This window comes from Hyphomonas jannaschiana VP2, assembly GCF_000685215.1.
Classification (GTDB): Bacteria; Pseudomonadota; Alphaproteobacteria; order Caulobacterales; family Hyphomonadaceae; genus Hyphomonas; species Hyphomonas jannaschiana.
In genome coordinates this window covers 141,654-162,948 of record NZ_ARYJ01000006.1, presented here as the reverse complement: position 1 = coordinate 162,948, position 21,295 = coordinate 141,654, and the positions used below count along the sequence as shown (strand labels likewise).

Below are 21,295 nucleotides of genomic sequence, written 5' to 3'. Positions count from 1 at the left end.
GATCTGACGGGGACGGGGTGCAATCTCCCCGCATGCAAATGAAACCTGCTCAGGTCTGGCCGCTGGCCATCATTCCGGTCACGCTGATTGCAGACCAGGTGACCAAATCGATGGTTCTGGCGAATGAGCGGTTCCGTGCGATGGAATGCTTCCATAACAGCTTTGCCTGCGGAACGGTCGAACTGCCCGGCCCGGTCAACCTGTCCATGGTTTGGAACCGGGGCATGAGCTACGGCATGTTCCAGTCCGAGGGCATCGGCCGGTGGATCCTGGCCGGCATCATGCTGGCCATCGCGCTGGGCTTCCTGCGCTGGCTGCTGGTGGCCGAAGGACGGCTGCTGAAACTGTCGCTGGCACTGGTGATCGGCGGGGCGTTCGGCAATCTGATCGACCGCGTGCGTTTCGGTGCCGTGGTGGACTTCATCAACGCCGGCGCCCTTCACTTTCCGTGGGTCTTCAATGTCGCCGATGCTGCGATCAGTGTTGGCGCGGTCTTGCTGTTTGTCGATCAATTCGTACTGTCGGGTAGAAAGCCGTCCGGGAAACCGGACCGGCCATCCAAAACTTAGAGGCGAGGACGCCACATGAAGACGCAGCTTTCCCTTCTGGCCCTGGGCGCCGTTTGCCTGGCGACGGCGGCCTGCTCCAGCGGAGCCGGTTCCCGTACGCCGGACGAGTTCCGGGTTGTCACCAAAGCGCCGCTGACTGTGCCGCCGGACTATTCTTTGCGCCCGCCGGGGGCTGGCGAGTCGCTCCCGCCTGAAGTGGAGGCCGCCCAGAATGACAATGCAGCCGCCTTCGGCGCGACGCTCGGCGTCAATGCCAGCGCCTCGGAACGGGCGCTCGTGGCCGCAGCGAACGCAAATGCCGTCAGCCCGATGATCCGCACCCGCCTCGACTATGAAGAGTTCAAGTCGATCCGGAAGCCGACCACGATCACCGACCGCATCCTGTTCTGGCGGAAGGACAATCCGGAAGACGCTGAATCGGCGGCGACGGACAACGCTACCGGCAATGAACCGGTGATAATCGAAAGCACGTCGGCCAAGCCGCGCGTCAAGCTGCCGGGAACCTGATCCAGCCCGGTGTCGGACCTCCAACTCTTGCAAGGGAACAAGCCCATGAAACGGACACTGACCGGAGGGCTTGTGGCCCTTGCCGTCTTTGCCCTGCCGGCCCTGGCTGACAATGCCACCGCCCCGGCAGAGGCATGGACCCCCAAAACCTTCGAACTCGACAATGGCATGGAAGTGGTCGTGATCCCCGATCACCGCGCGCCGGTCGTGACCCATATGGTCTGGTACAAGGTTGGTGCCGTCGATGAGGCGCCCGGCAAGAGCGGGATCGCCCACCTCTTCGAACACGTCATGTTCCAGCAGACCGATACGCTGGCGCCGGGTGAGTTCGACTCCATCGTGTCGCGCAATGGCGGCCAGTCCAACGCCTTCACCAGCTGGGACTACACTGCCTATTTCGAGCGCGTGGCCAAGGAACAGCTCGGCACGATGATGGAGCTGGAAGCGGACCGCATGGTAAACCTGGTTATCGATGACGACCCGGAAGGCGCCTTCATCTCCGAACGGGATGTTGTGAAGGAAGAACGCCGCCAGCGGATTGACAACAATCCCGGTGTTATCCTGCAGGAACAGGTCCTGTCCGAACTGTGGAAGGGCCATCCCTACGAGATCACTGTCATCGGCAACATGGATGAAGTGGCCGCGCTGACGCCGGAAGACGGCCTGAACTTCTATCATGAATACTACAGCCCGGAGAACGCCATCCTGGTCGTCGCCGGCGATGTGACCGAAGACGAAGTGCGCACGCTTGCCGAGGCGACCTATGGCCAGATCGTTCCGACCGGCACGGCACATGGCCAGCGCAAATGGCGCGACGTGCCGCTGCTGACCGAGAACGACCTGCTCATCCATTCCGACCCGAAAGTCCGTCAGCCGGTCTGGAGCCGCTACTACAATGGCGTATCGAAGATCCGCTCCCCGGAAGAGGCTTATGCGCTCGAGGTTGGCCTGGAAGTACTGGGCGGCGGCATGACCAGCCGCCTCTACCAGTCGCTTGTGGAGCAACAGCAACTGGCGATCAGCGCCTCCACCTATGCCTGGACCGATCTGCACGATCAGGGACCGGCCGTGATCTCGGCCAGCCCGGCCCCAGGCGTCAGCATGGATGAGCTGGAAACGGCCGTGATGGCGGAAGTCGGCAAGGCGCTGGAAGAGGGCTTCACGGAAGAGGAAGTCATCCGGGCCCGGAACAAGTTGGCCGCAAGCGCGATCTATGCGCGTGACAGCCAGTCGACCATGGCGAATGTCTTCGGTTCGACCCTCGCCATCGGCGGGACGATTGAGAGCGTCCTTTCCTATCCGGATGATGTCCGCGCGGTTACGCCGGAAGAGGCCATCGCCGCCGTGCGCACCGTGTTTGGCCCCGACCGTCATTACATCGAGGCACAGCTGCTGCCGTCCGAGGAAGGAAACTGATATGAGACTCCTGACTTTTACCGCCGGCCTGCTTGCCGCGACCAGCCTGTCCGCCTGCGCCTATTTCAATCCGCCGCCGGTGGAGCCGGAAACAATTGTCGAAGTCGAGGTGGAGACCGTCGAGGAACCGGCACCGCTTGAAGTCGCGGTTCACTCCGGCGACTTCGCCGAGATCCAGCAATTCACGACGCCGGGTGGCGCTTCGGTCTGGCTGGTGTCGGAACCCTCGATCCCGATCCTGTCGCTGAACATGGCGTGGAAAGGCGGCGAGGCGAGCGACCCGGAGGGGCTGGAGGGCCTGACCGATGCCGTCACCTATCACATGAATGAAGGCGCCGGCGATCTCGACTCCCTTGGCTTCCAGACGCGGATGGAAGACCTGAACATGAGCTTCGCCTGTTCGGCCTCGAATGACTGGACCTCCTGCTCGGCTTCCATGCTGACCGACAATGCCGGTGATGCCATGGACCTGATCGCGACGGCCTTTGCCGATCCGCGGTTCGACGAAGGCCCGTTCGAACGTTTCCGCCGTGAGCAGCAGGTCGGTCTCAAGACCCGTGAGACGAGCCCCGGCTATCTCGCCTGGAAAGCCACGTCGCAGGCGCTTTATCCCGACCACCCCTATGCACGGACGAAATCAGAGGAAAGTGTCGCAGCGCTGACGCCGGAACTGGCGAAAGAACAGATGCGCAAGCTGATGGTGAAAGACCGCCTGCTGGTCACCGCAGTTGGTGCGGTCACGCCGGAAGAATTGGCACCGATGATCGACGAGGTTATTGCCGAGCTTCCCGAGACGTCGACACTGCCGGAAACGCCGGACATCGTCCTGCCGGAACTGGAGCCTGCTGATCCGATTGTCGTCGACCTGCCGCAGCCGCAATCTCTGGTACAGTTCACCGGCCCGGGCCTTGAGCGGGACGATCCGGATTTCTTCACCGCCTATGTCCTGAACTATACCTATGGCGGTGGCGGCTTCGAGAGCCGGCTGATGAAAACCCTCCGTATCGAGAAAGGCCTGACCTACGGCATCTATACGAGCCTGTCGGCAGGCGAACACCTGCAGACCTGGGGTGGCGGCGGCCAGACCAAGAATGAAAGCGCCGGTGAATTCATCGAAGGCATCAAGGCCGAGATGGAAGACTTCGCCCAGAACGGTGTCACCGAGGAAGAGCTGGCGGATGCCAAGGCCTACCTCACCGGCTCCTACCCGCTGGGCTTTGATTCAAATGCCAAGATCGCCAGCCAGATGATGGGCGTTCGTCAGGAAGAACTCGGCATCGACTATTTCGACACGCGCAACGACATGGTGCGCGCAGTTACGCTGGAAGATGTGAACCGCGTGGCGAAGGAATATCTCGATCCGCAGCAGTATCTCTTCATCGCCGTGGGCCAGCCGGAAGGCATCGCCGAGGAAGAGTTCGAAACCGAAGCGGAAGAATAAGTCAGTCTGCTGACCGGCGCGGGGTCGACAGGCCCGGCGCGCCGGTCGAGATGGCCTGGTCCCGGCAGAAGCGGTAAAGCTCGGCCGGGCGCCCGCCCGTTCCGGTCTCCATGGCGCCCGTGCCCGTCACCAGCCCCGTCTTGTCCAGCGCGCGGCGGAAGTTCTGCGTGTGCAGGCTGAGGCCGAGAATGCCCTCGACCGTCCGCTGTAGCGCCGACAGGGTGAACCGCTCCGGCATCAGCTCGAACACGACCGGACGGTATTTGATCTTGCCGCGCAGGCGGGAGATGGCGGTGGCGAGAATGCGCCGGTGGTCGGAGGCCATCGCCTCGCCCAGTGCAATGTCCGGCTCGGCGAGGTTCGCATCGCGTGCGCACTCAGCCACGAGGCCAGCTTCATAGAGCAGCTCGTAGCGGTCCAGCACGCGCTCCTCTGCCCAGCGCGCGCCATCCAGGCCGAACGCGATCTTTGCCCGCTCCAGCCGCAGCTCCTTGCCGGCCGCCCAGGTGAACAGGCGCGGCGCGATCTGGTTGTCGATCAGCTGCGGGCGGCCGTTGCGGTGATCTTCCCAGGGGAAATAGCGGTACCAGTTCTGCCAGCGGGCTTCGAAACCGGCTCCGGCCGGTCGGGCATCGGGGGTCAGTGCAAGATAACCGACAGAGATGACGCGGGAATCCGGCGGAGCGCCGGCCAGTGTCGCTTCCGGCGTTTCCCGGTCGCGGTCGCCGAATGTGTAGAGCTGTTCGACATAGCCGAGTTCAAAGCCCGTCTGTTCCCGCACCCAGCCGCGCAGCGACAGGTCGAACGTGCGGTGCTTGTCCGGGTGGAACGGGCCGAAGGGTAGCGCATCCTCGCTGCCGCGGCGCGTGACCAGCACCAGCGGCATGTCGTCCTCGATGGCCACCATCACGGCGGAGAGGCCAATCAGCAGCGGAGATGCGGAGCTCATCATGGCGTGCCGATCTCCGTCATGATTTCGCGGAACCGGGCCAGAAAGGCGTTCTGTGCGTCGGTCACGGATTTCGGGGCGAGGCGCAGGCGCACGCCTTCGGGCGGCACCACGAAGAAGCGGTTGGCCTCGGCCTCGTCAAACCCGGCCAGCTGCGTCGCCTCGAACCAGGCGCAGATCAGGTCCGCTTTCTTGATCTTCTTCTTCAAACGCGCAGGGGTGACCGGCGGCAGGCCGAAGCGGATATGGATCGCTTCCTGCAGCCGGCCTTCAATATCCTTGTAGCCTTCGCCCAGCAGTGCCTTGAACGGCGAGATCATGTCGCCGATCACATATTCCGGGCTGTCATGCAGCAGGGCCATCAGGCTGTGCTTTGCGCTCATGGTCGGGTCCAGCTTGCGGCAGATCCGTTCCACGATGACAGAATGTTCGGCAACGGAGAAGGCATTCTCGCCTTTTGTCTGTCCGTTCCACCGGGCCACCCGCGCCAGGCCGTGGGCGATGTCCTCGATTTCCACATCCATGGGCGAGGGGTGGGCAAGGTCCAGCCGCCGGCCGGACAGCATGCGCTGCCAGACCCTCGGAGCCTTAACGGATTGCTTCTTGCGAACGCTCATGGAGGCCTTCTTTAAAGCATCAGTAACAAGGGTAAAGAAAGGGGGGCATTCTGGTTACAAACCCGCCCTGCGATCGCCCCTATTTCCAAATGCGCTGTTAAGGGCTTTGCGCGAAAACTGCTGCACTGACAACAGGGAACGGAATCAGCTCCGTTTACCCGGCTCAATAAAAGGCGGTGATGATGTTTGAAGCAGTGGCACAGACGGCTCCCTGGCAGGTTATGGCGTTCTGCGTGCTTCTGATGGGCGGAATCATCGTTGTCGTCGAGGCTGCCAAGTCCAGCCGCGAAGTCTTCTGGGGCGACCTGTTCAGCGACGACGAGTACGACTGAGCCCGCAGGGGCCGCTCGTCTTACGCCGTTTTCTCGACAAACACCGTGCCGGCGGAGTAGCCCGCGCCGAAGGAGCAGATTAGCCCCTTCTCGCCGGGTTTGAAGTCTTCCGAATGCTTGTGGAAGGCGATGATCGATCCGGCCGATGAGGTGTTGGCATAGGTGTCCAGCACGGTCGGGCTTTCATCAGCGCTGGCCTCGTGGCCCAGCACCTTGGTGGAGATCAGCCGGTTCATGTTGGCATTCGCCTGGTGCAGCCACAGGCGGCGCAGGTCCGTGCCCTGAAGGTTTAGTTCATCAAGATGTTCGCCGATCATCGTCGCCACCATGGGCACGACTTCCTTGAACACTTTGCGGCCTTCCTGCTTGAACAGCTTGTCCGGCGCGCCGATGCCTTCCGGCGCCGCGCGGTTCAGGAAGCCGAAATTGTTGCGGATATTGTTCGAGAATTCGGTCTTCAGCTTCGTGCCGAGAATCTTCCAGTGACCAGCCGGCGCGATGCTCTCCTCTTCCACCAGAACGGCGGTGGCGACATCGCCGAAGATGAAGTGGCTGTCGCGGTCGGTGAAGTTCAGGTGGCCGGAACAGATTTCCGGGTTCACCATCAGCACGGATTTCGCAGACCCCGTGCGCACGAAATCGGCGGCGGTCTGGATGCCGAAGGTCGCTGAGGAACAGGCGACATTCATGTCAAAGGCAAAGCCGCCAATGCCGAGGGCCTGCTGCACTTCGATGGCCATGGCCGGGTAGGCGCGCTGCATGTTGGAGGCGGCGCAGATCACAGCGTCCACGTCTTCCGGCTTGCGGCCAGCCCGCTCCAGCGCCTGACGCGCCGCGTTCACCGCGATTTCGGCGAGGACCGAGATCTGCTCGTTCGGGCGTTCCGGAATGCGCGGGGCCATAATGTCCGGGTCCAGCACGCCGGATTTGTCCATTACGTAACGCGCCTTGATGCCGGAGGCTTTCTCGATGAATTCGACGGAGGAATGGGTCTTCGGCTCGATCAGGCCGGACGCAATATCGGCGTCCCGCTCGCGGTTCCAGTTGTCCGCCCAGGCATTGTAGGCTTCGACCAGTTCTTCATTTGAAATGGAATGCGGCGGCGTCCACAGGCCCGTGGACGAGATGACGGCGTTCTTCATTGTGCCCTCTTGATGCGAGCCGCATGCAGGTCACGCGGCAAGATGCTGAATCGTTAGCTGATTTTCTGTAGCGCGGCTTTGGGGCCGGGTCGAGTTGCCCGTTCAGTCCCTGCCGGATCAATCAGGCAGGTGCAGGCCGGACTCGATGGTCTGTTTCGCATCTTCGCGGGAGACGCCGGAAGCTTCCAGAATGGCCTGGCGCTGCTCCGCGTCTTCACGGTTGGTCTGGATGCGCTGGGCCTCGTTGCGCTCACGCGCCTGGATCAGCGCCAGTTCGGTCTTCATGCATTTCTCGCGCTCTTCCGGCCCGGGGGCATAGCGGCATTTGGCATAGGCCTCGGCTTTCGCGCCTTCGGCACTGTTGGCAGACACACAGCCAGCCATCAGCGGCAGGGCCAGCATGGCGGTCATGGCAACGTATTTCATAGCGGCTCCGTAGGTCTCGTTTTGCAGCGGTCAGGGTGCAGCGCGCATTCTTCGGCAGTCGGGAGGATCTGGCAACCGTCCGGAACCTGGTCGCAAAGGTCCAGCGGCAGGCCGCGGGAACGGCTTTCATAGATCAGGCGATTGTCACGGTTCGCATCGTCTTCGGTCTGGCGGCACATCTGCCGGTCGGAACCAGGTTCGAGCGTATCGCATACGCTCGCAGTCTCGGGCGCCTTTGTTGCAGGTTCACTGCCAGAGGCGCACGCGGAGGCGAACAAAATCAGAGGCAGGAACAGGATGCGCATTTTACATCTCCTGCACTTCGCGGTGACGGGGGCAAGTTACGTCATGGTCATTCACCATGCCAACTGCCTGCGCCCAGGCATAGACGATGGTCGGGCCAACGAATTTGAAGCCGCGCTTCTTGAGGTCCTTCGACATCGCCGCCGACCAGTCAGTGGAGGTGGGCGCCTGCCGGAAATGCTTCCACTTGTTCACGATGGGCGCGCCGCCGACAAAACCCCAGCAATAGTCGGCAAAGCCCTCACCGGCTTCTTCCATGGCGAGGAAGGCCTGCGCATTGCCGATCACGGCGTCGATCTTCTTGGGGCTGCGGATGATGCCCGGATTTTTCAGCGCTTTCTCGGCGCGCTTTGGTGTCCACCGGGCGAGTTTCTCCGGGTCGAACTGGTCGAACTCCTCGCGGATGGACTCGCGCTTGCGCAGGATGGTGATCCAGGAAAGGCCGGCCTGCATGCCGTCCAGCTGCAGCTTCTCCCACAGCGCCCGGCCATCATATTCCGGCACGCCCCATTCGGTGTCGTGATAAGTGCGGTAAAGGTCGTCCGTCAGCGGGGCCCAGGCGCAGGGGAAGTCGTCACTCATCATCCGTCTCCGTCAGCGCAGCCAGTTCCGCCTCGGCCCAGTCCTGCAGTTCGAACCGGGCGGGCGCTTCATTGCAGGTCAGGTCTGCGCTGCCGGTCAGGGCTTTCTGAAGCCGGTCGGTGCGGACGAGGGCGAGGCCCGTGTCTCCGGCAGCGCTGGTCACGGTGCCGATGGGCGCGCCTGCCAGAATGTCGGCCCCGGCTGTCAGGCCGGCGCCGTGCACGATCAGCGTACGCTTCCGTATCTTGCCGCGCCGCTTCATCCGGCTGGCCACTTCCTGCCCGACAAAGCAGCCCTTCTTGTAATCGATGCCACCCATCACATCCATGTTGATGTCGGTCGGGAAGACTTCCGCCGCGCGGTAGTCGCTGCCCCATTCAGGCACGCCTGCCGCGATACGGTTAGCGGTCCAGTCGGCGTCCGGGATCAGGTCTCCGGCCTCGGCCAGCGGGACCCATTTGCGGCCCCAGAGGGTGGGTGACCGAGGGTCGCTGCCATCCGGGTCGCGAACGGCGGCGAATGTGTCGTCGAGCGCGATCTCGACCGCAGCGCGCAGGCGGAACATCTTGAGGCGCTTCATCAGGTCTTCGGCGGCGTCTTCATGCACATCCAGAAGCACGCCGTCGTCCGTCCTAAGCACGGTATAGTCCGATATGATCTTGCCCTGGGGGGTCAGAAGTGCGCCGTAGCGCACCTCGCCCGCCGCCCAGTCCTTCACGGAATTGGTCACGGTCCGCTCCAGAAGAGCGATTGTGTCAGGCCCGGAAAGGCGGATCAGGCTGCGGTGCGGAAAGCGCATGCTCGGTGTCCCCGGCTCAGGCCGACCGGCGCGGGAAGGCGGCCAGCAGCGCCGTGGCCAGACCGCTCTTGATCAGCGCGCCCAGCAGGAACGGCGCCACGCCGGTCGCGAAGGCAATCTCCGGCCCGGTCAGCGCGGACAGCCAGCTCCAGCCGGCAAACAGGATCACGCCGTGCAGGGCCAGGAAGCCGGCGAGGCGGGCGCCATGCGCGCCAAGCTGGTCGCCCTTCGGCAGGTACCCGGCCGCGAACGCCACGAGCGGGAAGGAAATCAGATACCCCGCAGTCGGGCCGGCAAGGGCCACAAGGCCCGGCTTGCCGCCGGAGAGGACCGGAGCGCCCGTAACCGACAGGGCGAGCCATGCGAGCACAGTGGCAGCACCTGCCCGCGGCCCCATCAGGGCGCCCAGCATCAGCACAACCAGCGTCTGCATCGTCATCGGCACCGGGTACATCGGCACAGAGATGTGCGAGGAGGCCGACAGGGCCGCAACACCGGCAAGGCCGATCAGCAGCGGGCGCAGCAGGGTCTGGATGTTGGGGCGGGTCTGGGCGAGCTTCATGGGGAGGGCCTCGTATCCGGTGGGAAAGGAGGCCGAGTTGTGGGATGCCACCGGCGACGGGTCAAGCAGCCCTGCTGACAGCTCTTGTCAGCGGCGGAACACGAAATAGCGATTGAGCAGGTAATTGGTGCTGAAAGACGCGCCGACCCCGGCTGCGAAATACAGACTCACCCAGATGCCGGCAGGTGCCCGCGCCCATTCCAGCGCTGCGATCACCCCGACCCGCACGGCGCCGGACAGGATCAGAACGCCCATGTTCGCGGCCATCCGGCGCGTTGAAAAGCGGGAGGATTCCTGCCGGAAGGTCCAGAATTCATGGACGAGGTAAAACACGGCCCCGACGGCGATAAACGCAATTGCGGCGGATACCGACAGGTCCAGATGGGCAAAATAGTAGAGCGCCAGCGTCACAACATAGTCGATGGCCAGCGCCGCAAGACTGGCCGTGAAATAGCGGGCGCCGGGGCTTTGCCGGAGCCGCTTCACTGCTGCGCTATCGAATGTCATGGTCACGCGTGTGCCCGTGCTGGCTTCAGACCGGGCGATCCTATACGCGAATCCCTAACATCCCCCTGCGGTCAGGCGTCTGCCTTTTCCGCGGCAGGCCAGGGCTGCATCTTCGCCGGTGGTGGAGACGGTTTGAACTCGGTCTCGTCCAGCGCGGCGAGGGCGCGTTCCCGGTCGGCCGGTGTAAAGCTGCCCGTCGTGGCACAGAACTCCACCATGTTGCCGTTCGGATCGCGGGTGTAGACCGAGTGGCACCAGTTGTGGTCGATCTCCAGCACGTCCAGCCCGGCGGCGTTCCAGCGGTCCTTCCACGCCAGCAACTCCTCGACCGTATCCACGGTGAAGGAATAGTGGTTCGTGCCCGGCGGCAGGCCGGCGGCTTCGTTGAGATCGTATTTGTAGCCTTCCTGCCCGGCAGTATCGTGCAGTTCCCAAAAGGCGATGAAACGCTTGTCGTCGCCATCCATGCGGTAGAAGAAGTGCTTGCCCCAGCCGCCGCCGGGAATCGGTGCGACTTCGACCTTTACCAGTTCGAAGCCCATGATCCGCTCGTAGAAATCGTGCGTCGCCTTCATGTCCTTCGCGGCGAGGGCGAGGTGATGGTATCCCATGATCAGTTCTCCTCCGTATCGACCATGTTCATGACATCGGCGCTATCGCCGGTGGGTGCGGGCACTTCGACCACCCGTTCATCCACATCGTCATATTCAAGGCGCAGCGCCCGGCTCATCACCGCGTGCATCATGTAGGTGCAGGTGATGTAGGTGAATTCGAGGATTTCCTCGTCGCTGAGGTGCTTCTTCAGCGTTTCGAAAACCCCATCCGGCACACGTCCGCGATCCAGCACCAGCGCGTCAGTGTAGGCGAGAAGTGCCCTTTCTGTCTCGTCATAGCAATTCGCCACCTGCCAGTGCGGAATGGCCTGTATCTGTTCTTCGGTGAAACCGGCATCGCGGGCGGCCTTGCAGTGCTGCGAAAAGACAAACTGGCTGCCAACGGCATAGCCTGCCCGGATCTGCCCGAACTCGCGATGTTTCGCGCTCAGCTTGCGGTTCGGCGATCGATAGAAGCGGAAGCCTTCTGTCGTATGCTCGAAGGCGTCCGGTACGATGTTGAACACCGTCCACCAGTTTCCGGGCGTTCCGGTTGCGGTGCCGGGCTCTGTGAGCGGGTCGCGGTCTCCGAACAAAATGTCGAAGAGACGGTTGGCATACGGGTTGCCGGCCTCGCGCCCGGCCTGTTTCAACCTGGGCATTCCATTTCCTCCTGCCGCGGTTTTGTCCCGCAGTCTGCATTCAGCCTATGCGCAGGGGCGCAAAGGGCAAGTGTCACGCCGCGTCATCTTACGTGCAGACGGGGCGGGTGACATGACGGGCAGGCAGGCGCATATAGGGCCTTATGAGCGAGACTTACGACCTGATCCTTCGCGGCGGCACTGTCGTCACTCCCGGTGGTGAAATGGAGGCTGACATCGGCGTGCGCGGTGAGCGCATTGCCCGTATCGGCGACCTGTCCGGCGCGTCTGCCGGTGAGATCTACGGCGCCACCGGCCTGCACATCCTGCCGGGTGTCATCGACAGCCAGGTGCACTTCCGTGAGCCGGGCATGGAGTACAAGGCCGACCTTGAAAGCGAGGCGCGCTCCGCCGCGCTTGGCGGCGTTGTTGCCGTGTTCGAGATGCCGAACACCAATCCGGCCACGACGACCCCGGCTGCTCTGCAGGACAAGCTGGACCGCGCGGCCGGCCGCATGGATGTCGACCACGCCTTCTATGCCGGCGCCACGCACGAGAATGTCGACCTGCTGCCCGAGATGGAGCGCATGCTCGGCTGTTGCGGGGTGAAGGTCTTCATGGGCGCTTCGACGGGCGACCTGCTGATTGCCGATGATGAAGGTGTCGAAGCCGTGCTGCGCGCTATCAAGCGCCGGGCGGCCTTCCACTCCGAAGACGAATACCGGCTCGAAATGCGCCGCAACCTCGCGGTGGAGGGGGATTGGCGCAGCCATCCGGTTGTGCGCGATGTCGAGGCGGCCGTCTCTTCTACCACGCGCCTGCTGCGCCTCGCCCGCAAAGTGGGCAAGCGTATCCATGTGCTGCACATCTCCACGGCCGAGGAAATGGAATTGCTGCGCGATGCCAAAGACATCGCCAGCGTGGAGTGCCTGCCGCAGCACCTGACCCTCGCGGCGCCCGAATGCTATGAGCGGCTCAAGGGCTATGCCCAGATGAACCCGCCGATCCGCGAGCAGCGCCATCAGGATGCCCTGTGGCGCGCGCTGAACGCCGGTATCGTCGATGTCATGGGCTCCGACCATGCTCCGCACACGAAGGAAGAGAAGGCACGGCCTTATCCGGCCAGCCCCTCCGGCATGCCCGGTGTGCAGACCACCGTGCCGATCATGCTGACCCATGTGAACAATGGGAAGCTCAGCCTGCAGCGGTTCGTGGAACTGACCAGCGCAGGGCCCCAGCGCGTGTTCGGCCTCGCTGATAAAGGCCGGATTGCCGAGGGCTATCACGCCGACTTCACCGTCGTTGACCTTAAGCGGAAGGAAACGATCACGACTGACTGGTCGAAATCGAAATGTGGCTGGACACCGTTCGACGGCTTCGAGGCAACCGGCTGGCCGGTCGCAACGATCATCCGTGGTGGCTTCGTCATGCGTGACGGCGAGATCGTCAAAAAAGGCGGCGGCAAGCCGGTGCGTTTCAATGAGACGCTGGAGCCTGCCACTTGATCCCAGCCGCCCTGATGGAAGCCCTGCGCCAGCGCCATGGCGAGCCGCAGCGCCACTATCACACATGGGCGCATGTCGACGCGCTGCTCGGGCATTACCGACGGTGGGTACGCTATCTGAACCGGCCGGGTCCGGTGCTTTGGGCGCTCTATTGGCATGATGCGGTGTACGACCCGCGGGCGAAAGACAATGAGGAACAGAGCGCGCGAATGCTGGAACGGGAAGCGGCCGGCCATCTCTCACCCCATGACATAGACTTTGCCGCCACGATTATCCGTGCCACCGCAACCCATACCGTGCCGGAAGGGCTGCCCGCGCAGGATGCTGAAGACCTCGCCCTGTTCCTGGACATGGACCTGTCGATCCTCGGTGCGCCGGAGGCCGTCTATGACCGGTACGAACAGGACATCCGCGCCGAATATGCCTTCGTTCCGGACGAGGCCTATCGCGCCGGGCGCGGCGCAATCCTGACAGGCTTCCTCTCCCGTCCGCGCCTTTACTTCACCGACATCGCCCATGCAGAATGGGACGCTGCGGCGCGGGCGAATCTGACGCGCGCCGTGCGGGTGTTGGAGCAGGGGCCATGAAGCACGAACGCAAAGGGCTGAACCGCGCCCTTTTCTGGCTGTATGAAGGCCATGGGCCCTGGCCATTCCGGTTCCGCTGGCTGATGCTGACCTTCGATTTTGTGACGATCGCCTACTTCCTATGGGCGCCGTTCGAGCAGCGCGGCTATCATCATGTCCTGCTGGACTATGTGATCGGGATCGTCATCGCGTTCGATTACATGGCCCGGCTCTACATCGCCCGGCACAAGGTCAATTTCTTCTTTCGGCCGGTCAATCTGGCAGACCTCGTGGTCGTGGTGACCATGCTGGCGCCGCTGCTGGTGTCGAACTTTGCGTTCCTCAGGGTCCTTCGGGCGATGCGGGCCATCCGCGCCTTCACCTTCGTTCGGCGTGTGAAAATCCTGACGCCCTTCTTCCAGCGGCATGAGCAGGTCATCGACAAGGTGACGAACCTGATCGTGTTCGTCTTCATCATGTCGGCTCTGGTCTATGCGACGCAGGTAGGGATCAATCCGAACATTCATTCCTATCTGGACGCGCTCTATTTCACCGTCACAAGCCTGACGACGACGGGCTATGGCGATGTGCTGATGATCGGGCGTTGGGGCCGGATCCTGTCCATCATCATCATGGCCCTCGGCCTGACCCTGTTCCTGCAGCTGCTGAAAGCGATCATCGAGCCCAATGACAAGGTGGAGTACGAGTGCCCGGAATGCGGCCTGATGATGCACGACCGGGATGCGGTGCATTGCAAGCATTGCGGCCATGTGGTCCACATTCCCACACGCGGCCTCGTCTGAGCCGGAAAAACAATAAATCAGGGAGAGCCACAGCGTGGCCGACACAGCACATATTCCATTCCGCGAAGTGCCCTACCTTCCGCTGAAGCTGAAGGTGGACAGCCGGGATGACGGCACGATCTATCTGGACAATGGCAATCCGCTGAAGGCCTGCCCGCCGCACATGCTGGCGCCGCTGGTGAAGTGGGCTGCGGAGAGGCCTGACACAGTCTGGCTGGCCGAACGGCCGAAGGACGGTAGCGATGGCTGGCGGGAAGTCACCTATGCGCAGGGCCTGGCAACGGTGAAGCGCCTGGCGCAGGGCTTCCTCGACGCTGGCGGCGGCCCGAACGCGCCGCTGATGATCCTGTCGGCCAATGCCGTGGACAATGCGCTGATCAAATATGCTGCGATGTGGGCCGGCTGCCCGGTCGTCCCCGTGACACCGGCTTATGCCCTGCTGTCGGAAGACCTCGGGCGCCTCAAATATATCGACCATCTGATCGAGCCGAAATTCATCTATGTCGAGGATGGCGCCGCCTATCAGCGCGGACTGGACGGGATGGGCATGGAGGGCCGGCTGGTCATCCATGGCGGCGAGGCCCCGGAGGGCTGCGATGCCGTCCGGATCGAACAGTTCGGACGCGCGCCCGGGCCGGAAACCGACGCGGCCTATGACCGGCTCACGCCGGACACGGTTGCCAGCTACATGATGACGTCGGGATCAACCGGTGAGCCCAAGGCAGTCATCAATCTGCACTCCATGGTCGCCTGTAATGCCCGTATGATCCGGTCTGTGTGGGATGAAGCACGCCTTGATGAGATCACAGGCGGGCCGCAGGTCATGTGTAACTTCCTGCCGTGGAGCCATACGTATGGGGCTCACTCCATCCTGCACAACATGCTGGATTGGGGCGGCACGCTCTATATCGACGAAGGTGCCCCGACACCGGCGCGCCTGCCGGCCATGATCCGCAATCTGAAAGATGTGCCGACGACCCAGCACACAACCGTGCCCGCCGCCTGGGCGGCGCTGGCGACGGAACTGGAGCGCGACCAGGAACTGGCGGACGCTTTCTTTTCTCGCCTCGTCTGCATGGCTTATGGCGGCGCCTCGATGGGGCAGGACATCTATGAGCGCATTCAGGCCGTCGCTGTCCGCACAACGGGTGAGCGCATTTCGCTATCCGCAGGTTATGGCGCGACCGAGACCGCACCGACGGCGTCCAACGTCCACTGGCCGAACGACCGGATGGGTCTGATCGGGCTGCCGCTGCCGGGTAACACGTTCAAGATGGTACCGAACGGCGAGAAAATGGAACTGCGCGTCAAAGGCGTGAACATCACGCCGGGCTACTACCGCAATCCTGACAAGACGGCCGAAGCCTTCGATGAAGAAGGCTATTACAAGCTCGGCGACGCCGTGCGTTTCGTCGATCCCGACAATCCCGAGCGTGGCCTCGCCTTTGACGGCCGTACGGCGGAGGAGTTCAAACTCTCCAACGGCACCTGGGTTTCCGCCGGTACGGTGCGCGTGCAGGCGGTTGCCGCTACGGGTGGCGCGTTGTCCGACGCCGTCGTCTGCGGCCTGAACCAGGCCGACATCACACTGCTCGGCTTCCTCAACGAAGCTTGGTGCCAGCGCCTCATCGGAGAGCCGCTGCCGCTGGAAGACCTTGCCCGTCACCCCAAGGTGATCGAGCATGTCACGCTGGGCCTCCAGGATCACAACCGCCACCATCCGAACCCGGCGGCGCGGATCGCCCGTGTCCTGCTGCAACCGGTGCCGCCGCGCGCCGATGCCGGTGAGATCACAGAGAAGGGCTATATCAACCAGTCCCGCACGCAGGATCTGCGCCGCGCGGATGTCGACAAGCTTTATGCCGCAGAGCCCGTACCCGAAATCATAGACCTCAGGCGTTGATCGGAAATGCCGACAGGCTAAACACGGGCAACAGAGACGACAGGAAGGAAACACCATGGCCGATACGCAGGTTCAAACAATGACCGGCGCCGAAGCGCTCGTCTCCACTCTGGCCGATCATGGCGTCACCGCCTGTTTCGCCAATCCCGGCACATCCGAGATGCACCTCGTCACCGCACTCGACCATGAGCCGCGGATCAAGTCTGTCCTTTGCCTGTTCGAAGGTGTTGCCACGGGCGCAGCGGACGGCCATGCCCGCGTCACCGGCAATCCGGCGATGACGCTGCTGCACCTTGGCGCTGGCTACATGAATGGCGGCGCTAACATCCACAATGCCAAGCGCGCCTGGACGCCGATGATCAATGTCATCGGGGACCATGCCGTGCCGCACCTGCGCTATGACGCACCGCTGACGTCAAACATTCTCGGTCTTGCCGGGCCGAACTCGAACTGGATTAAATCCGCCGACAAGGTGGCCGATGCCGGAGAACTTGCGGCTGAGGCATGGGAGGCGAGCTTTGGCCCCGTGTCCGGTCCGGTCAGCTTGCTGTTGCCGGCAGACACGGCCTGGAATGAAGGCGGCAAACCGGGCAAGACCCGCGCGCGCCCATCGCTTCGCAAGCCGGATGCTGCCCGTATTGAGGATGCTGCCCGGAAACTGAAAGACGCGAAGAAGCCGGTGATCCTGATTAACGGCACGGCGCTCACGAAGGAAGGCCTCGCCCAAGGCGCGCGCCTGAAAGCGGCTGGCCTCCGCGTTATCACCGACACCTTCTTCCCGCGTCAGGCGCGGGGCGCCGGCACGTTTATACCGGACCGGATGCAGTATTTCGCCGAAGGCGCGATCGCAGACCTCGAAGGTGCTGACCTGATGCTTGTCGCTGGCACGCAGGTGCCGGTGGCCTTCTTCTCCTATCCGGGCAAACCATCCGTCCTCGTGCCGGAAGGCTGTGAGCCGTACATCATTGGCGGGCCGGAAACCGACAGCGCCGCGGTCCTTGGTGCGCTGGCAGACGCCATCGGCGCAAAGGATGCCGCCGGGTTCGCCGAACTCGACATTCCCGGCCAGCCGACGGGCGACCTGAATGCCATGACAGTCGGCATGGCCCTCGCGCGCCAGATGCCGGAGGGCACCTTCGTTTCCGATGATGGCGTGTCGAACGGCCTGCCATGTTTCCTGATGACCCAGAAGGCGCAGCCGCATGACTGGATGATGCTGACGGGCGGTGCCATCGGGCAGGGCATGCCGCTCGCGCTCGGCGCAGCGGTCGCCGCGCCTGACCGCAAGGTACTCTGCATCTCTGGCGACGGTGCCGGCATGTATACGAACCAGGCGCTGTGGAGCATGTCGCGTGAGAATGCGAATGTGGTCAACGTCGTGTTCGTCAACCATTCCTACCGTATCCTGAATATCGAGCTCGCCCGCACCGGCGCCGGCAATCCCGGTCCGACGGCAAAGTCGATGCTCGAACTCGGCGAGCCGGAAATCGACTGGGTCAAGCTGGCCGAGGCGCAGGGCGTCGAAGCGCAGGATGCCTTCACGGCGGAAGAGTTTGACGCGGCGCTGGAACGTGCCTTTGCTGCCGATGGTCCGCAGCTGATCGCAGCGCACGTACCGGCGAGGTAAGGCGGTTTACTCCTTCCCGCGCTCCAGGTCTTCCTGGATCCTGATTTCTTCCGGCTTGCCCGAGAGACGCGAGCGGTAGACCTGCGTATTTTCCAGGATGCGCTGGACGTAGTTGCGCGTCTCGCTGAACGGAATGAACTCCACCCAATCGATCGGGTCGACCTGCCCGGTGCGCGGGTCGCCATAGTCGGCGATCCATTGGTTAGGCCGTGTCGGGCCGGCATTATAGGCGGCCGCCGTCATGATGTAGCTGCCATTGAACCGGTTCAGCAGGTAATCGAGGTGCTGGCCGCCAAGCGTCATGTTGTAGCCCGGGTCATCCGTCAGCCATGACTGTCGATAAGGCAATCCGCTCATCCGTGCCTCACGTGACGCGGTGGACGGCATGAATTGCATCAGGCCCCGCGCACCGACATAGGAGATCGCGTTCGGGTTCATCTCACTTTCCTGACGCGACAGGGCCAGCATCAGCGAGCGCTCGACCTGAGGCTCCTTCAGCAGCGGATAGGAGACGACCGGGTAGGCAGCATCCGTTGCGACGATGCCTTTGGCGAGGCCGGCCTTGGCGCCGCGCACGCCGATGTCCGGCACATGATATTCGCTGGCAAGGTTCGAGAGCTGGATATAGTCCGCCTCAGTCTCCAGAAGGTCATCCAGATGGTAGGCGAAGGTGCGGAAGAGTTGCGTTTCGCCGGTCTCGCCCAGCAGGCGCAGGGCCTTGACCATCGGGCGCGCCTCGAAGGCGGCTGTCTCTTCCTCTGTAGGCGGAGCAGCTGGCTCAAAGTAAACCTGCCGGTCTCCCACGCGTTCTGCCGCGAGCTGCCCATAATAGGTAAACTTGTGTTCTGCCGCATCGAGATAGGCCAGCTGGGCCTCGGTGTCTTCGCCAAGGGCGTCCTGCGCCCGGCCGGCCCAGTACTCGCCGCGGGACAGACTGATCGGCGTCGATACGCCGTCCGCCATCGTTTCGAAATGCTGCAGCGCGCGTTCCGGTTCACCTTTCAGCCGCAGGGCGATCCAGCCGGACACCCACTCGGCCTCGGCGAAATCCCCGCCGGATGTCAGTCCATGCGGAGAGGCGAGCTGATAGGCGCGGTTCCAGTTGCCGTCTTTCAGGTCGGTCCGCATCGCGATGGCGCGTTCTTTCCAGAGCTTTGACCGGCCCGCGGCAGGGACGTCCTTGCCGTCGATCTGTGTCAGCAGCGGGATTGCGCCTTCCTGATTGCCATGTGTCCGGCGCCAGCGGGCGCGATCATAGAGCAGGCCCGGATTGTCTTTCAGACTCTCCGGCACGGCATTGACCAGCGCATCGACATTCCGGCCCCGGCTGGCCAGCGCGATACGGGCATCCACCAGTTTGCGATAATCCGAGCTGAGCAGGGATTTCAGGTTCGACGCTGCAGTACGCTGGTTGGTCCAGAGCAGGAACTCGACGCGGGCCTGGTGATCGGCCTGTGTCAGCTTGCTTCCAAAGCGGGCCAGGACCTGACGCTCCAGTGCGCGGTCCATGGAATGATTGTGCCAGGCATCTCTGACGGCCTCGACGGCTTCGTCCATCATGCCTACTTCGCGAAGGGCATTCGCCAGGGCCACTTTGCCTTCACCGGTGCGCGGGCCGGAGGCTTTCAGCCATTCGATCCGCTGCGTCGCCGAGAGGGTAGAGAGTTCGATGATCTCTTCGGCCCGGGCGCGCATGTTTCCGGCTTTCGGCCAGTCGTGCAGACGGGTGAGGGCGTCATTGACTTCATCAAACCCCATGCCCGGCACTCCTTCGCTGGCGCGCTTCCACATGATGAGGTCGCGGACCGCCGGGTCCGTGGCCTCTGCCTGGTAGCGGGCAACCGCACTCCAGTCATACCGGCCAGCCGCTTCCAGCGCCTTGTGGAGAATCTCGGCGTTCCGGGAATCCGTCGCCGTCGACACATAGGGCCTGTCGGGTTTCAGGCTGGGGGATTCAGGCAAACCGGCCGCGGCGGCGCCGGAGACGGCAACGGCTGCAAACAGGGAAAGCGCGAAGGGTCGGATCATGTGAGTTGTCACCGGGTGTTTATTTCTGAGCCAAAGCGTGGGAAGGCAGAGGCAATTCATATATGGATCATTCCAAACAACACCTGAATCGCGGCAAGAATACGATGTTTCATGGCTCAATCCCAGCGCTGGTCACCCCATTCAAGAACGGCGCCGTGGACAAGAAGGCGTTTGCCGAGCTGGTCGAGCGCCAGATCGCCGGGGGCTCTGCTGCACTGGTGCCTGTGGGAACGACGGGCGAAACCTCCACGCTCAGCACGGATGAGCACAAGCAGGTTGTCTCGCTTTGTGTAGAGGTTGCTGCAGGCCGCGTGCCCGTGATCGCGGGCGCCGGATCGAACTCCACGGATGAGGCGATTGACTTTGTCGGCCATGCCAAAGCCGTCGGCGCCGACGCCGCGCTGGTCGTCTGCCCGTACTACAACAATCCCAATCAGGACGGCCTCTTCGCCCACTTCAAGGCGATCAACGATGCCGTCACCATGCCTGTGGTGCTCTATAACGTGCCAGGCCGGACTATAGTGGACTTGCAGCCGTCTACCGTTGCCCAGCTCGCGCGCCTGCCGAACGTCGTCGGCATCAAGGACGCAACCGGCGACATGGATCGCGTGTCCCAGCACGCAGCCCTGATCGGCGAAGGGGAACAGTTCGTACAGCTCTCCGGGGATGACCCCTCGGCCCTCGGCCACCTCTCCATGGGCGGGGCGGGCTGCATCTCGGTGACCGCGAACGTCATGCCGGAAGCCTGCGCTGCCATGCACAAGGCGTTTGCAGCCGGAGACATCGAAACCGCCCAGACGATCGAGCGGCGCCTGATCGCGCTGCACAAGGCCATGTTCTGCTCGCCCTCGCCGGGGCCGGCCAAATATGTGCTCCACCGCCTCGGCCTCTGCGAGCCGGACGTGCGCCTGCCGCTGACCCCGCCAGACGCCGCCGCACGCGAGCAGATCGATGCGGCCATGGCACTCGCCGGGCTTCATGCCTAAATAGGGCCCATGTCTAAGAATTCTCAAACCAAGGGCCGCTCCGACGGGATGATCGCGGAGAACCGCCGGTCCCGACGCGACTATGAAGTGGAAGACACGCTCGAAGCCGGCATCATGCTGACTGGCTCCGAGGTGAAATCCCTGCGCGAAGGCAAGGCCAATATCGCCGAGGCCTATGTTAGTCCCGAGGGCGGCGAGCTGTGGCTGATCAATTGCGAGATCCAGACCTATAAGGGCGCCAACCGCTTCAATCACGAGCCGCGCCGCAAGCGGAAACTCCTCGTCTCGAAGCGGGAACTGGCGAAACTGTCCCAGGAAGTCGAACGGGCCGGCCGCACCATCGTGCCGCTGAAATTCTATTTCAACGACCGCGGCCTTGCGAAACTCCTGATCGGCACAGCGACCGGCCGCAAGAATTACGACAAACGGAACGTCGAAGCGAAACGCGACTGGCAGCGGCAGAAGGCGCGCATCCTGAAGGAGGGGTGAGC

Annotated in this window: 24 protein-coding genes; 12 read left to right on the top strand and 12 right to left on the bottom strand. The window is 63.1% G+C overall.

Going from position 1 to position 21,295, the window contains the following annotated elements; all coding sequences use genetic code 11:
* Positions 1 to 38 precede the first annotated feature (38 nt).
* From lspA to HJA_RS11125, 4 genes are read left to right on the top strand one after another with little or no spacing between them, the layout of a single operon-like run.
* Positions 39 to 569 carry a signal peptidase II gene (gene lspA / locus HJA_RS11140; RefSeq protein WP_035582366.1) on the top strand — a complete coding sequence of 177 codons (531 nt, stop codon included), beginning with the start codon at positions 39 to 41 and terminating at the stop codon, positions 567 to 569.
* 15 nt (positions 570 to 584) lie between these two features.
* Positions 585 to 1,076, top strand: a complete 492-nt coding sequence (locus tag HJA_RS11135; RefSeq protein ID WP_051597600.1) for a DUF3035 domain-containing protein — start codon at positions 585 to 587, stop codon at positions 1,074 to 1,076.
* A 45-nt stretch (positions 1,077 to 1,121) separates the two neighbouring features.
* A complete protein-coding gene (locus tag HJA_RS11130; protein WP_035582139.1) occupies positions 1,122 to 2,492 on the top strand; it encodes a M16 family metallopeptidase in 1,371 nt (456 codons plus the stop codon).
* Between the two features lies 1 nt (position 2,493).
* A complete protein-coding gene (locus tag HJA_RS11125) occupies positions 2,494 to 3,933 on the top strand; it encodes a M16 family metallopeptidase (RefSeq protein WP_035582136.1) in 1,440 nt (479 codons plus the stop codon).
* Between the two features lies 1 nt (position 3,934).
* Here the strand turns inward: HJA_RS11125 and HJA_RS11120 are convergent, their stop codons facing one another.
* Both HJA_RS11120 and HJA_RS11115 read right to left on the bottom strand, forming a co-directional pair.
* Positions 3,935 to 4,882, bottom strand: coding sequence for an NUDIX hydrolase (locus HJA_RS11120; protein WP_035582361.1), 948 nt, complete (start codon positions 4,880 to 4,882; stop codon positions 3,935 to 3,937).
* Positions 4,882 to 5,499, bottom strand: a complete 618-nt coding sequence (locus tag HJA_RS11115; protein ID WP_051597599.1) for an HD domain-containing protein — start codon at positions 5,497 to 5,499, stop codon at positions 4,882 to 4,884. The genes HJA_RS11120 and HJA_RS11115 overlap by 1 nt, the downstream gene beginning before the upstream one ends.
* Positions 5,500 to 5,678: 179 nt before the next feature.
* On the opposite strand from HJA_RS11115, the gene HJA_RS18580 reads away from it, so the two are divergent.
* Positions 5,679 to 5,831 carry a hypothetical protein gene (locus tag HJA_RS18580; RefSeq protein ID WP_155839937.1) on the top strand — a complete coding sequence of 51 codons (153 nt, stop codon included), beginning with the start codon at positions 5,679 to 5,681 and terminating at the stop codon, positions 5,829 to 5,831.
* A gap of 20 nt (positions 5,832 to 5,851) precedes the next feature.
* Here the strand turns inward: HJA_RS18580 and HJA_RS11110 are convergent, their stop codons facing one another.
* From HJA_RS11110 to HJA_RS11070, 9 genes are all read right to left on the bottom strand, one after another.
* Entirely contained in the window at positions 5,852 to 6,973 is a 1,122-nt protein-coding gene (locus HJA_RS11110) for a beta-ketoacyl-ACP synthase III (protein WP_035582133.1), read from the bottom strand.
* Between the two features lie 117 nt (positions 6,974 to 7,090).
* Positions 7,091 to 7,399 carry a hypothetical protein gene (locus HJA_RS11105; protein WP_035582131.1) on the bottom strand — a complete coding sequence of 103 codons (309 nt, stop codon included), beginning with the start codon at positions 7,397 to 7,399 and terminating at the stop codon, positions 7,091 to 7,093.
* Positions 7,396 to 7,704 carry a hypothetical protein gene (locus tag HJA_RS11100; protein ID WP_035582126.1) on the bottom strand — a complete coding sequence of 103 codons (309 nt, stop codon included), beginning with the start codon at positions 7,702 to 7,704 and terminating at the stop codon, positions 7,396 to 7,398. Before HJA_RS11100 ends, HJA_RS11105 begins: the two co-directional genes overlap by 4 nt.
* Before the next feature lies 1 nt (position 7,705).
* Entirely contained in the window at positions 7,706 to 8,284 is a 579-nt protein-coding gene (locus HJA_RS11095; protein ID WP_035582125.1) for a DNA-3-methyladenine glycosylase I, read from the bottom strand.
* The gene (ygfZ, locus tag HJA_RS11090) at positions 8,277 to 9,083 is read right to left on the bottom strand and encodes a CAF17-like 4Fe-4S cluster assembly/insertion protein YgfZ (RefSeq protein WP_035582124.1); all 807 of its coding nucleotides are present in this window, start codon (positions 9,081 to 9,083) and stop codon (positions 8,277 to 8,279) included. The genes HJA_RS11095 and ygfZ overlap by 8 nt, the downstream gene beginning before the upstream one ends.
* A gap of 16 nt (positions 9,084 to 9,099) precedes the next feature.
* Positions 9,100 to 9,645: a biotin transporter BioY gene (locus tag HJA_RS11085; protein ID WP_035582123.1), complete on the bottom strand. Its 546-nt coding sequence runs from the start codon at positions 9,643 to 9,645 to the stop codon at positions 9,100 to 9,102.
* A gap of 87 nt (positions 9,646 to 9,732) precedes the next feature.
* Positions 9,733 to 10,152 (bottom strand): GtrA family protein, encoded by a 420-nt coding sequence (locus tag HJA_RS11080; RefSeq protein ID WP_035582121.1) that lies wholly within the window; start codon positions 10,150 to 10,152, stop codon positions 9,733 to 9,735.
* A gap of 71 nt (positions 10,153 to 10,223) precedes the next feature.
* On the bottom strand, positions 10,224 to 10,763 hold the full coding sequence (locus HJA_RS11075) for a VOC family protein (protein WP_035582119.1): 540 nt from the start codon (positions 10,761 to 10,763) through the stop codon (positions 10,224 to 10,226).
* A 2-nt stretch (positions 10,764 to 10,765) separates the two neighbouring features.
* On the bottom strand, positions 10,766 to 11,407 hold the full coding sequence (locus HJA_RS11070) for a carboxymuconolactone decarboxylase family protein (protein ID WP_035582117.1): 642 nt from the start codon (positions 11,405 to 11,407) through the stop codon (positions 10,766 to 10,768).
* Between the two features lie 143 nt (positions 11,408 to 11,550).
* Here HJA_RS11070 and HJA_RS11065 point away from each other — a divergent pair, with 143 nt between their 5' ends.
* The 5 genes from HJA_RS11065 to HJA_RS11045 all read left to right on the top strand — a co-directional run bounded on the left by HJA_RS11065 (position 11,551) and on the right by HJA_RS11045 (position 17,790).
* Positions 11,551 to 12,891, top strand: coding sequence for a dihydroorotase (locus tag HJA_RS11065; protein ID WP_035582116.1), 1,341 nt, complete (start codon positions 11,551 to 11,553; stop codon positions 12,889 to 12,891).
* On the top strand, positions 12,888 to 13,478 hold the full coding sequence (locus tag HJA_RS11060) for an HD domain-containing protein (protein ID WP_155839936.1): 591 nt from the start codon (positions 12,888 to 12,890) through the stop codon (positions 13,476 to 13,478). Before HJA_RS11065 ends, HJA_RS11060 begins: the two co-directional genes overlap by 4 nt.
* Positions 13,475 to 14,260 (top strand): ion channel, encoded by a 786-nt coding sequence (locus HJA_RS11055; RefSeq protein ID WP_035582111.1) that lies wholly within the window; start codon positions 13,475 to 13,477, stop codon positions 14,258 to 14,260. The genes HJA_RS11060 and HJA_RS11055 overlap by 4 nt, the downstream gene beginning before the upstream one ends.
* 34 nt (positions 14,261 to 14,294) lie before the next feature.
* Positions 14,295 to 16,163: a feruloyl-CoA synthase gene (locus HJA_RS11050; protein WP_035582109.1), complete on the top strand. Its 1,869-nt coding sequence runs from the start codon at positions 14,295 to 14,297 to the stop codon at positions 16,161 to 16,163.
* Positions 16,164 to 16,242: 79 nt separating this feature from the next.
* Positions 16,243 to 17,790, top strand: coding sequence for an acetolactate synthase large subunit (locus tag HJA_RS11045; protein WP_035582358.1), 1,548 nt, complete (start codon positions 16,243 to 16,245; stop codon positions 17,788 to 17,790).
* Between the two features lie 6 nt (positions 17,791 to 17,796).
* Here HJA_RS11045 and HJA_RS11040 read toward each other — a convergent pair whose 3' ends face one another.
* Positions 17,797 to 19,818, bottom strand: coding sequence for a lytic transglycosylase domain-containing protein (locus tag HJA_RS11040; RefSeq protein WP_035582107.1), 2,022 nt, complete (start codon positions 19,816 to 19,818; stop codon positions 17,797 to 17,799).
* Between the two features lie 104 nt (positions 19,819 to 19,922).
* On the opposite strand from HJA_RS11040, the gene dapA reads away from it, so the two are divergent.
* Together dapA and smpB are read left to right on the top strand one after the other, a co-directional pair.
* Positions 19,923 to 20,804: a 4-hydroxy-tetrahydrodipicolinate synthase gene (dapA, locus tag HJA_RS11035; protein ID WP_035582356.1), complete on the top strand. Its 882-nt coding sequence runs from the start codon at positions 19,923 to 19,925 to the stop codon at positions 20,802 to 20,804.
* 9 nt (positions 20,805 to 20,813) lie between these two features.
* Complete coding sequence (gene smpB, locus HJA_RS11030) at positions 20,814 to 21,293, top strand: SsrA-binding protein SmpB (RefSeq protein ID WP_035582105.1); 480 nt, start codon at positions 20,814 to 20,816, stop codon at positions 21,291 to 21,293.
* The last annotated feature ends 2 nt before the right edge of the window (positions 21,294 to 21,295 follow it).

Coding starts and splice junctions, on each gene's coding strand:
- lspA (WP_035582366.1), top strand. CDS start 39: ATGAAACCTGCTCAGGTCTGGCCGCTGGCCATCATTCCGGTCACGCTG.
- HJA_RS11135 (WP_051597600.1), top strand. CDS start 585: ATGAAGACGCAGCTTTCCCTTCTGGCCCTGGGCGCCGTTTGCCTGGCG.
- HJA_RS11130 (WP_035582139.1), top strand. CDS start 1,122: ATGAAACGGACACTGACCGGAGGGCTTGTGGCCCTTGCCGTCTTTGCC.
- HJA_RS11125 (WP_035582136.1), top strand. CDS start 2,494: ATGAGACTCCTGACTTTTACCGCCGGCCTGCTTGCCGCGACCAGCCTG.
- HJA_RS11120 (WP_035582361.1), bottom strand. CDS start 4,882: ATGAGCTCCGCATCTCCGCTGCTGATTGGCCTCTCCGCCGTGATGGTG.
- HJA_RS11115 (WP_051597599.1), bottom strand. CDS start 5,499: ATGAGCGTTCGCAAGAAGCAATCCGTTAAGGCTCCGAGGGTCTGGCAG.
- HJA_RS18580 (WP_155839937.1), top strand. CDS start 5,679: ATGATGTTTGAAGCAGTGGCACAGACGGCTCCCTGGCAGGTTATGGCG.
- HJA_RS11110 (WP_035582133.1), bottom strand. CDS start 6,973: ATGAAGAACGCCGTCATCTCGTCCACGGGCCTGTGGACGCCGCCGCAT.
- HJA_RS11105 (WP_035582131.1), bottom strand. CDS start 7,399: ATGAAATACGTTGCCATGACCGCCATGCTGGCCCTGCCGCTGATGGCT.
- HJA_RS11100 (WP_035582126.1), bottom strand. CDS start 7,704: ATGCGCATCCTGTTCCTGCCTCTGATTTTGTTCGCCTCCGCGTGCGCC.
- HJA_RS11095 (WP_035582125.1), bottom strand. CDS start 8,284: ATGAGTGACGACTTCCCCTGCGCCTGGGCCCCGCTGACGGACGACCTT.
- ygfZ (WP_035582124.1), bottom strand. CDS start 9,083: ATGCGCTTTCCGCACCGCAGCCTGATCCGCCTTTCCGGGCCTGACACA.
- HJA_RS11085 (WP_035582123.1), bottom strand. CDS start 9,645: ATGAAGCTCGCCCAGACCCGCCCCAACATCCAGACCCTGCTGCGCCCG.
- HJA_RS11080 (WP_035582121.1), bottom strand. CDS start 10,152: ATGACATTCGATAGCGCAGCAGTGAAGCGGCTCCGGCAAAGCCCCGGC.
- HJA_RS11075 (WP_035582119.1), bottom strand. CDS start 10,763: ATGGGATACCATCACCTCGCCCTCGCCGCGAAGGACATGAAGGCGACG.
- HJA_RS11070 (WP_035582117.1), bottom strand. CDS start 11,407: ATGCCCAGGTTGAAACAGGCCGGGCGCGAGGCCGGCAACCCGTATGCC.
- HJA_RS11065 (WP_035582116.1), top strand. CDS start 11,551: ATGAGCGAGACTTACGACCTGATCCTTCGCGGCGGCACTGTCGTCACT.
- HJA_RS11055 (WP_035582111.1), top strand. CDS start 13,475: ATGAAGCACGAACGCAAAGGGCTGAACCGCGCCCTTTTCTGGCTGTAT.
- HJA_RS11045 (WP_035582358.1), top strand. CDS start 16,243: ATGACCGGCGCCGAAGCGCTCGTCTCCACTCTGGCCGATCATGGCGTC.
- HJA_RS11040 (WP_035582107.1), bottom strand. CDS start 19,818: ATGATCCGACCCTTCGCGCTTTCCCTGTTTGCAGCCGTTGCCGTCTCC.
- dapA (WP_035582356.1), top strand. CDS start 19,923: ATGTTTCATGGCTCAATCCCAGCGCTGGTCACCCCATTCAAGAACGGC.
- smpB (WP_035582105.1), top strand. CDS start 20,814: ATGTCTAAGAATTCTCAAACCAAGGGCCGCTCCGACGGGATGATCGCG.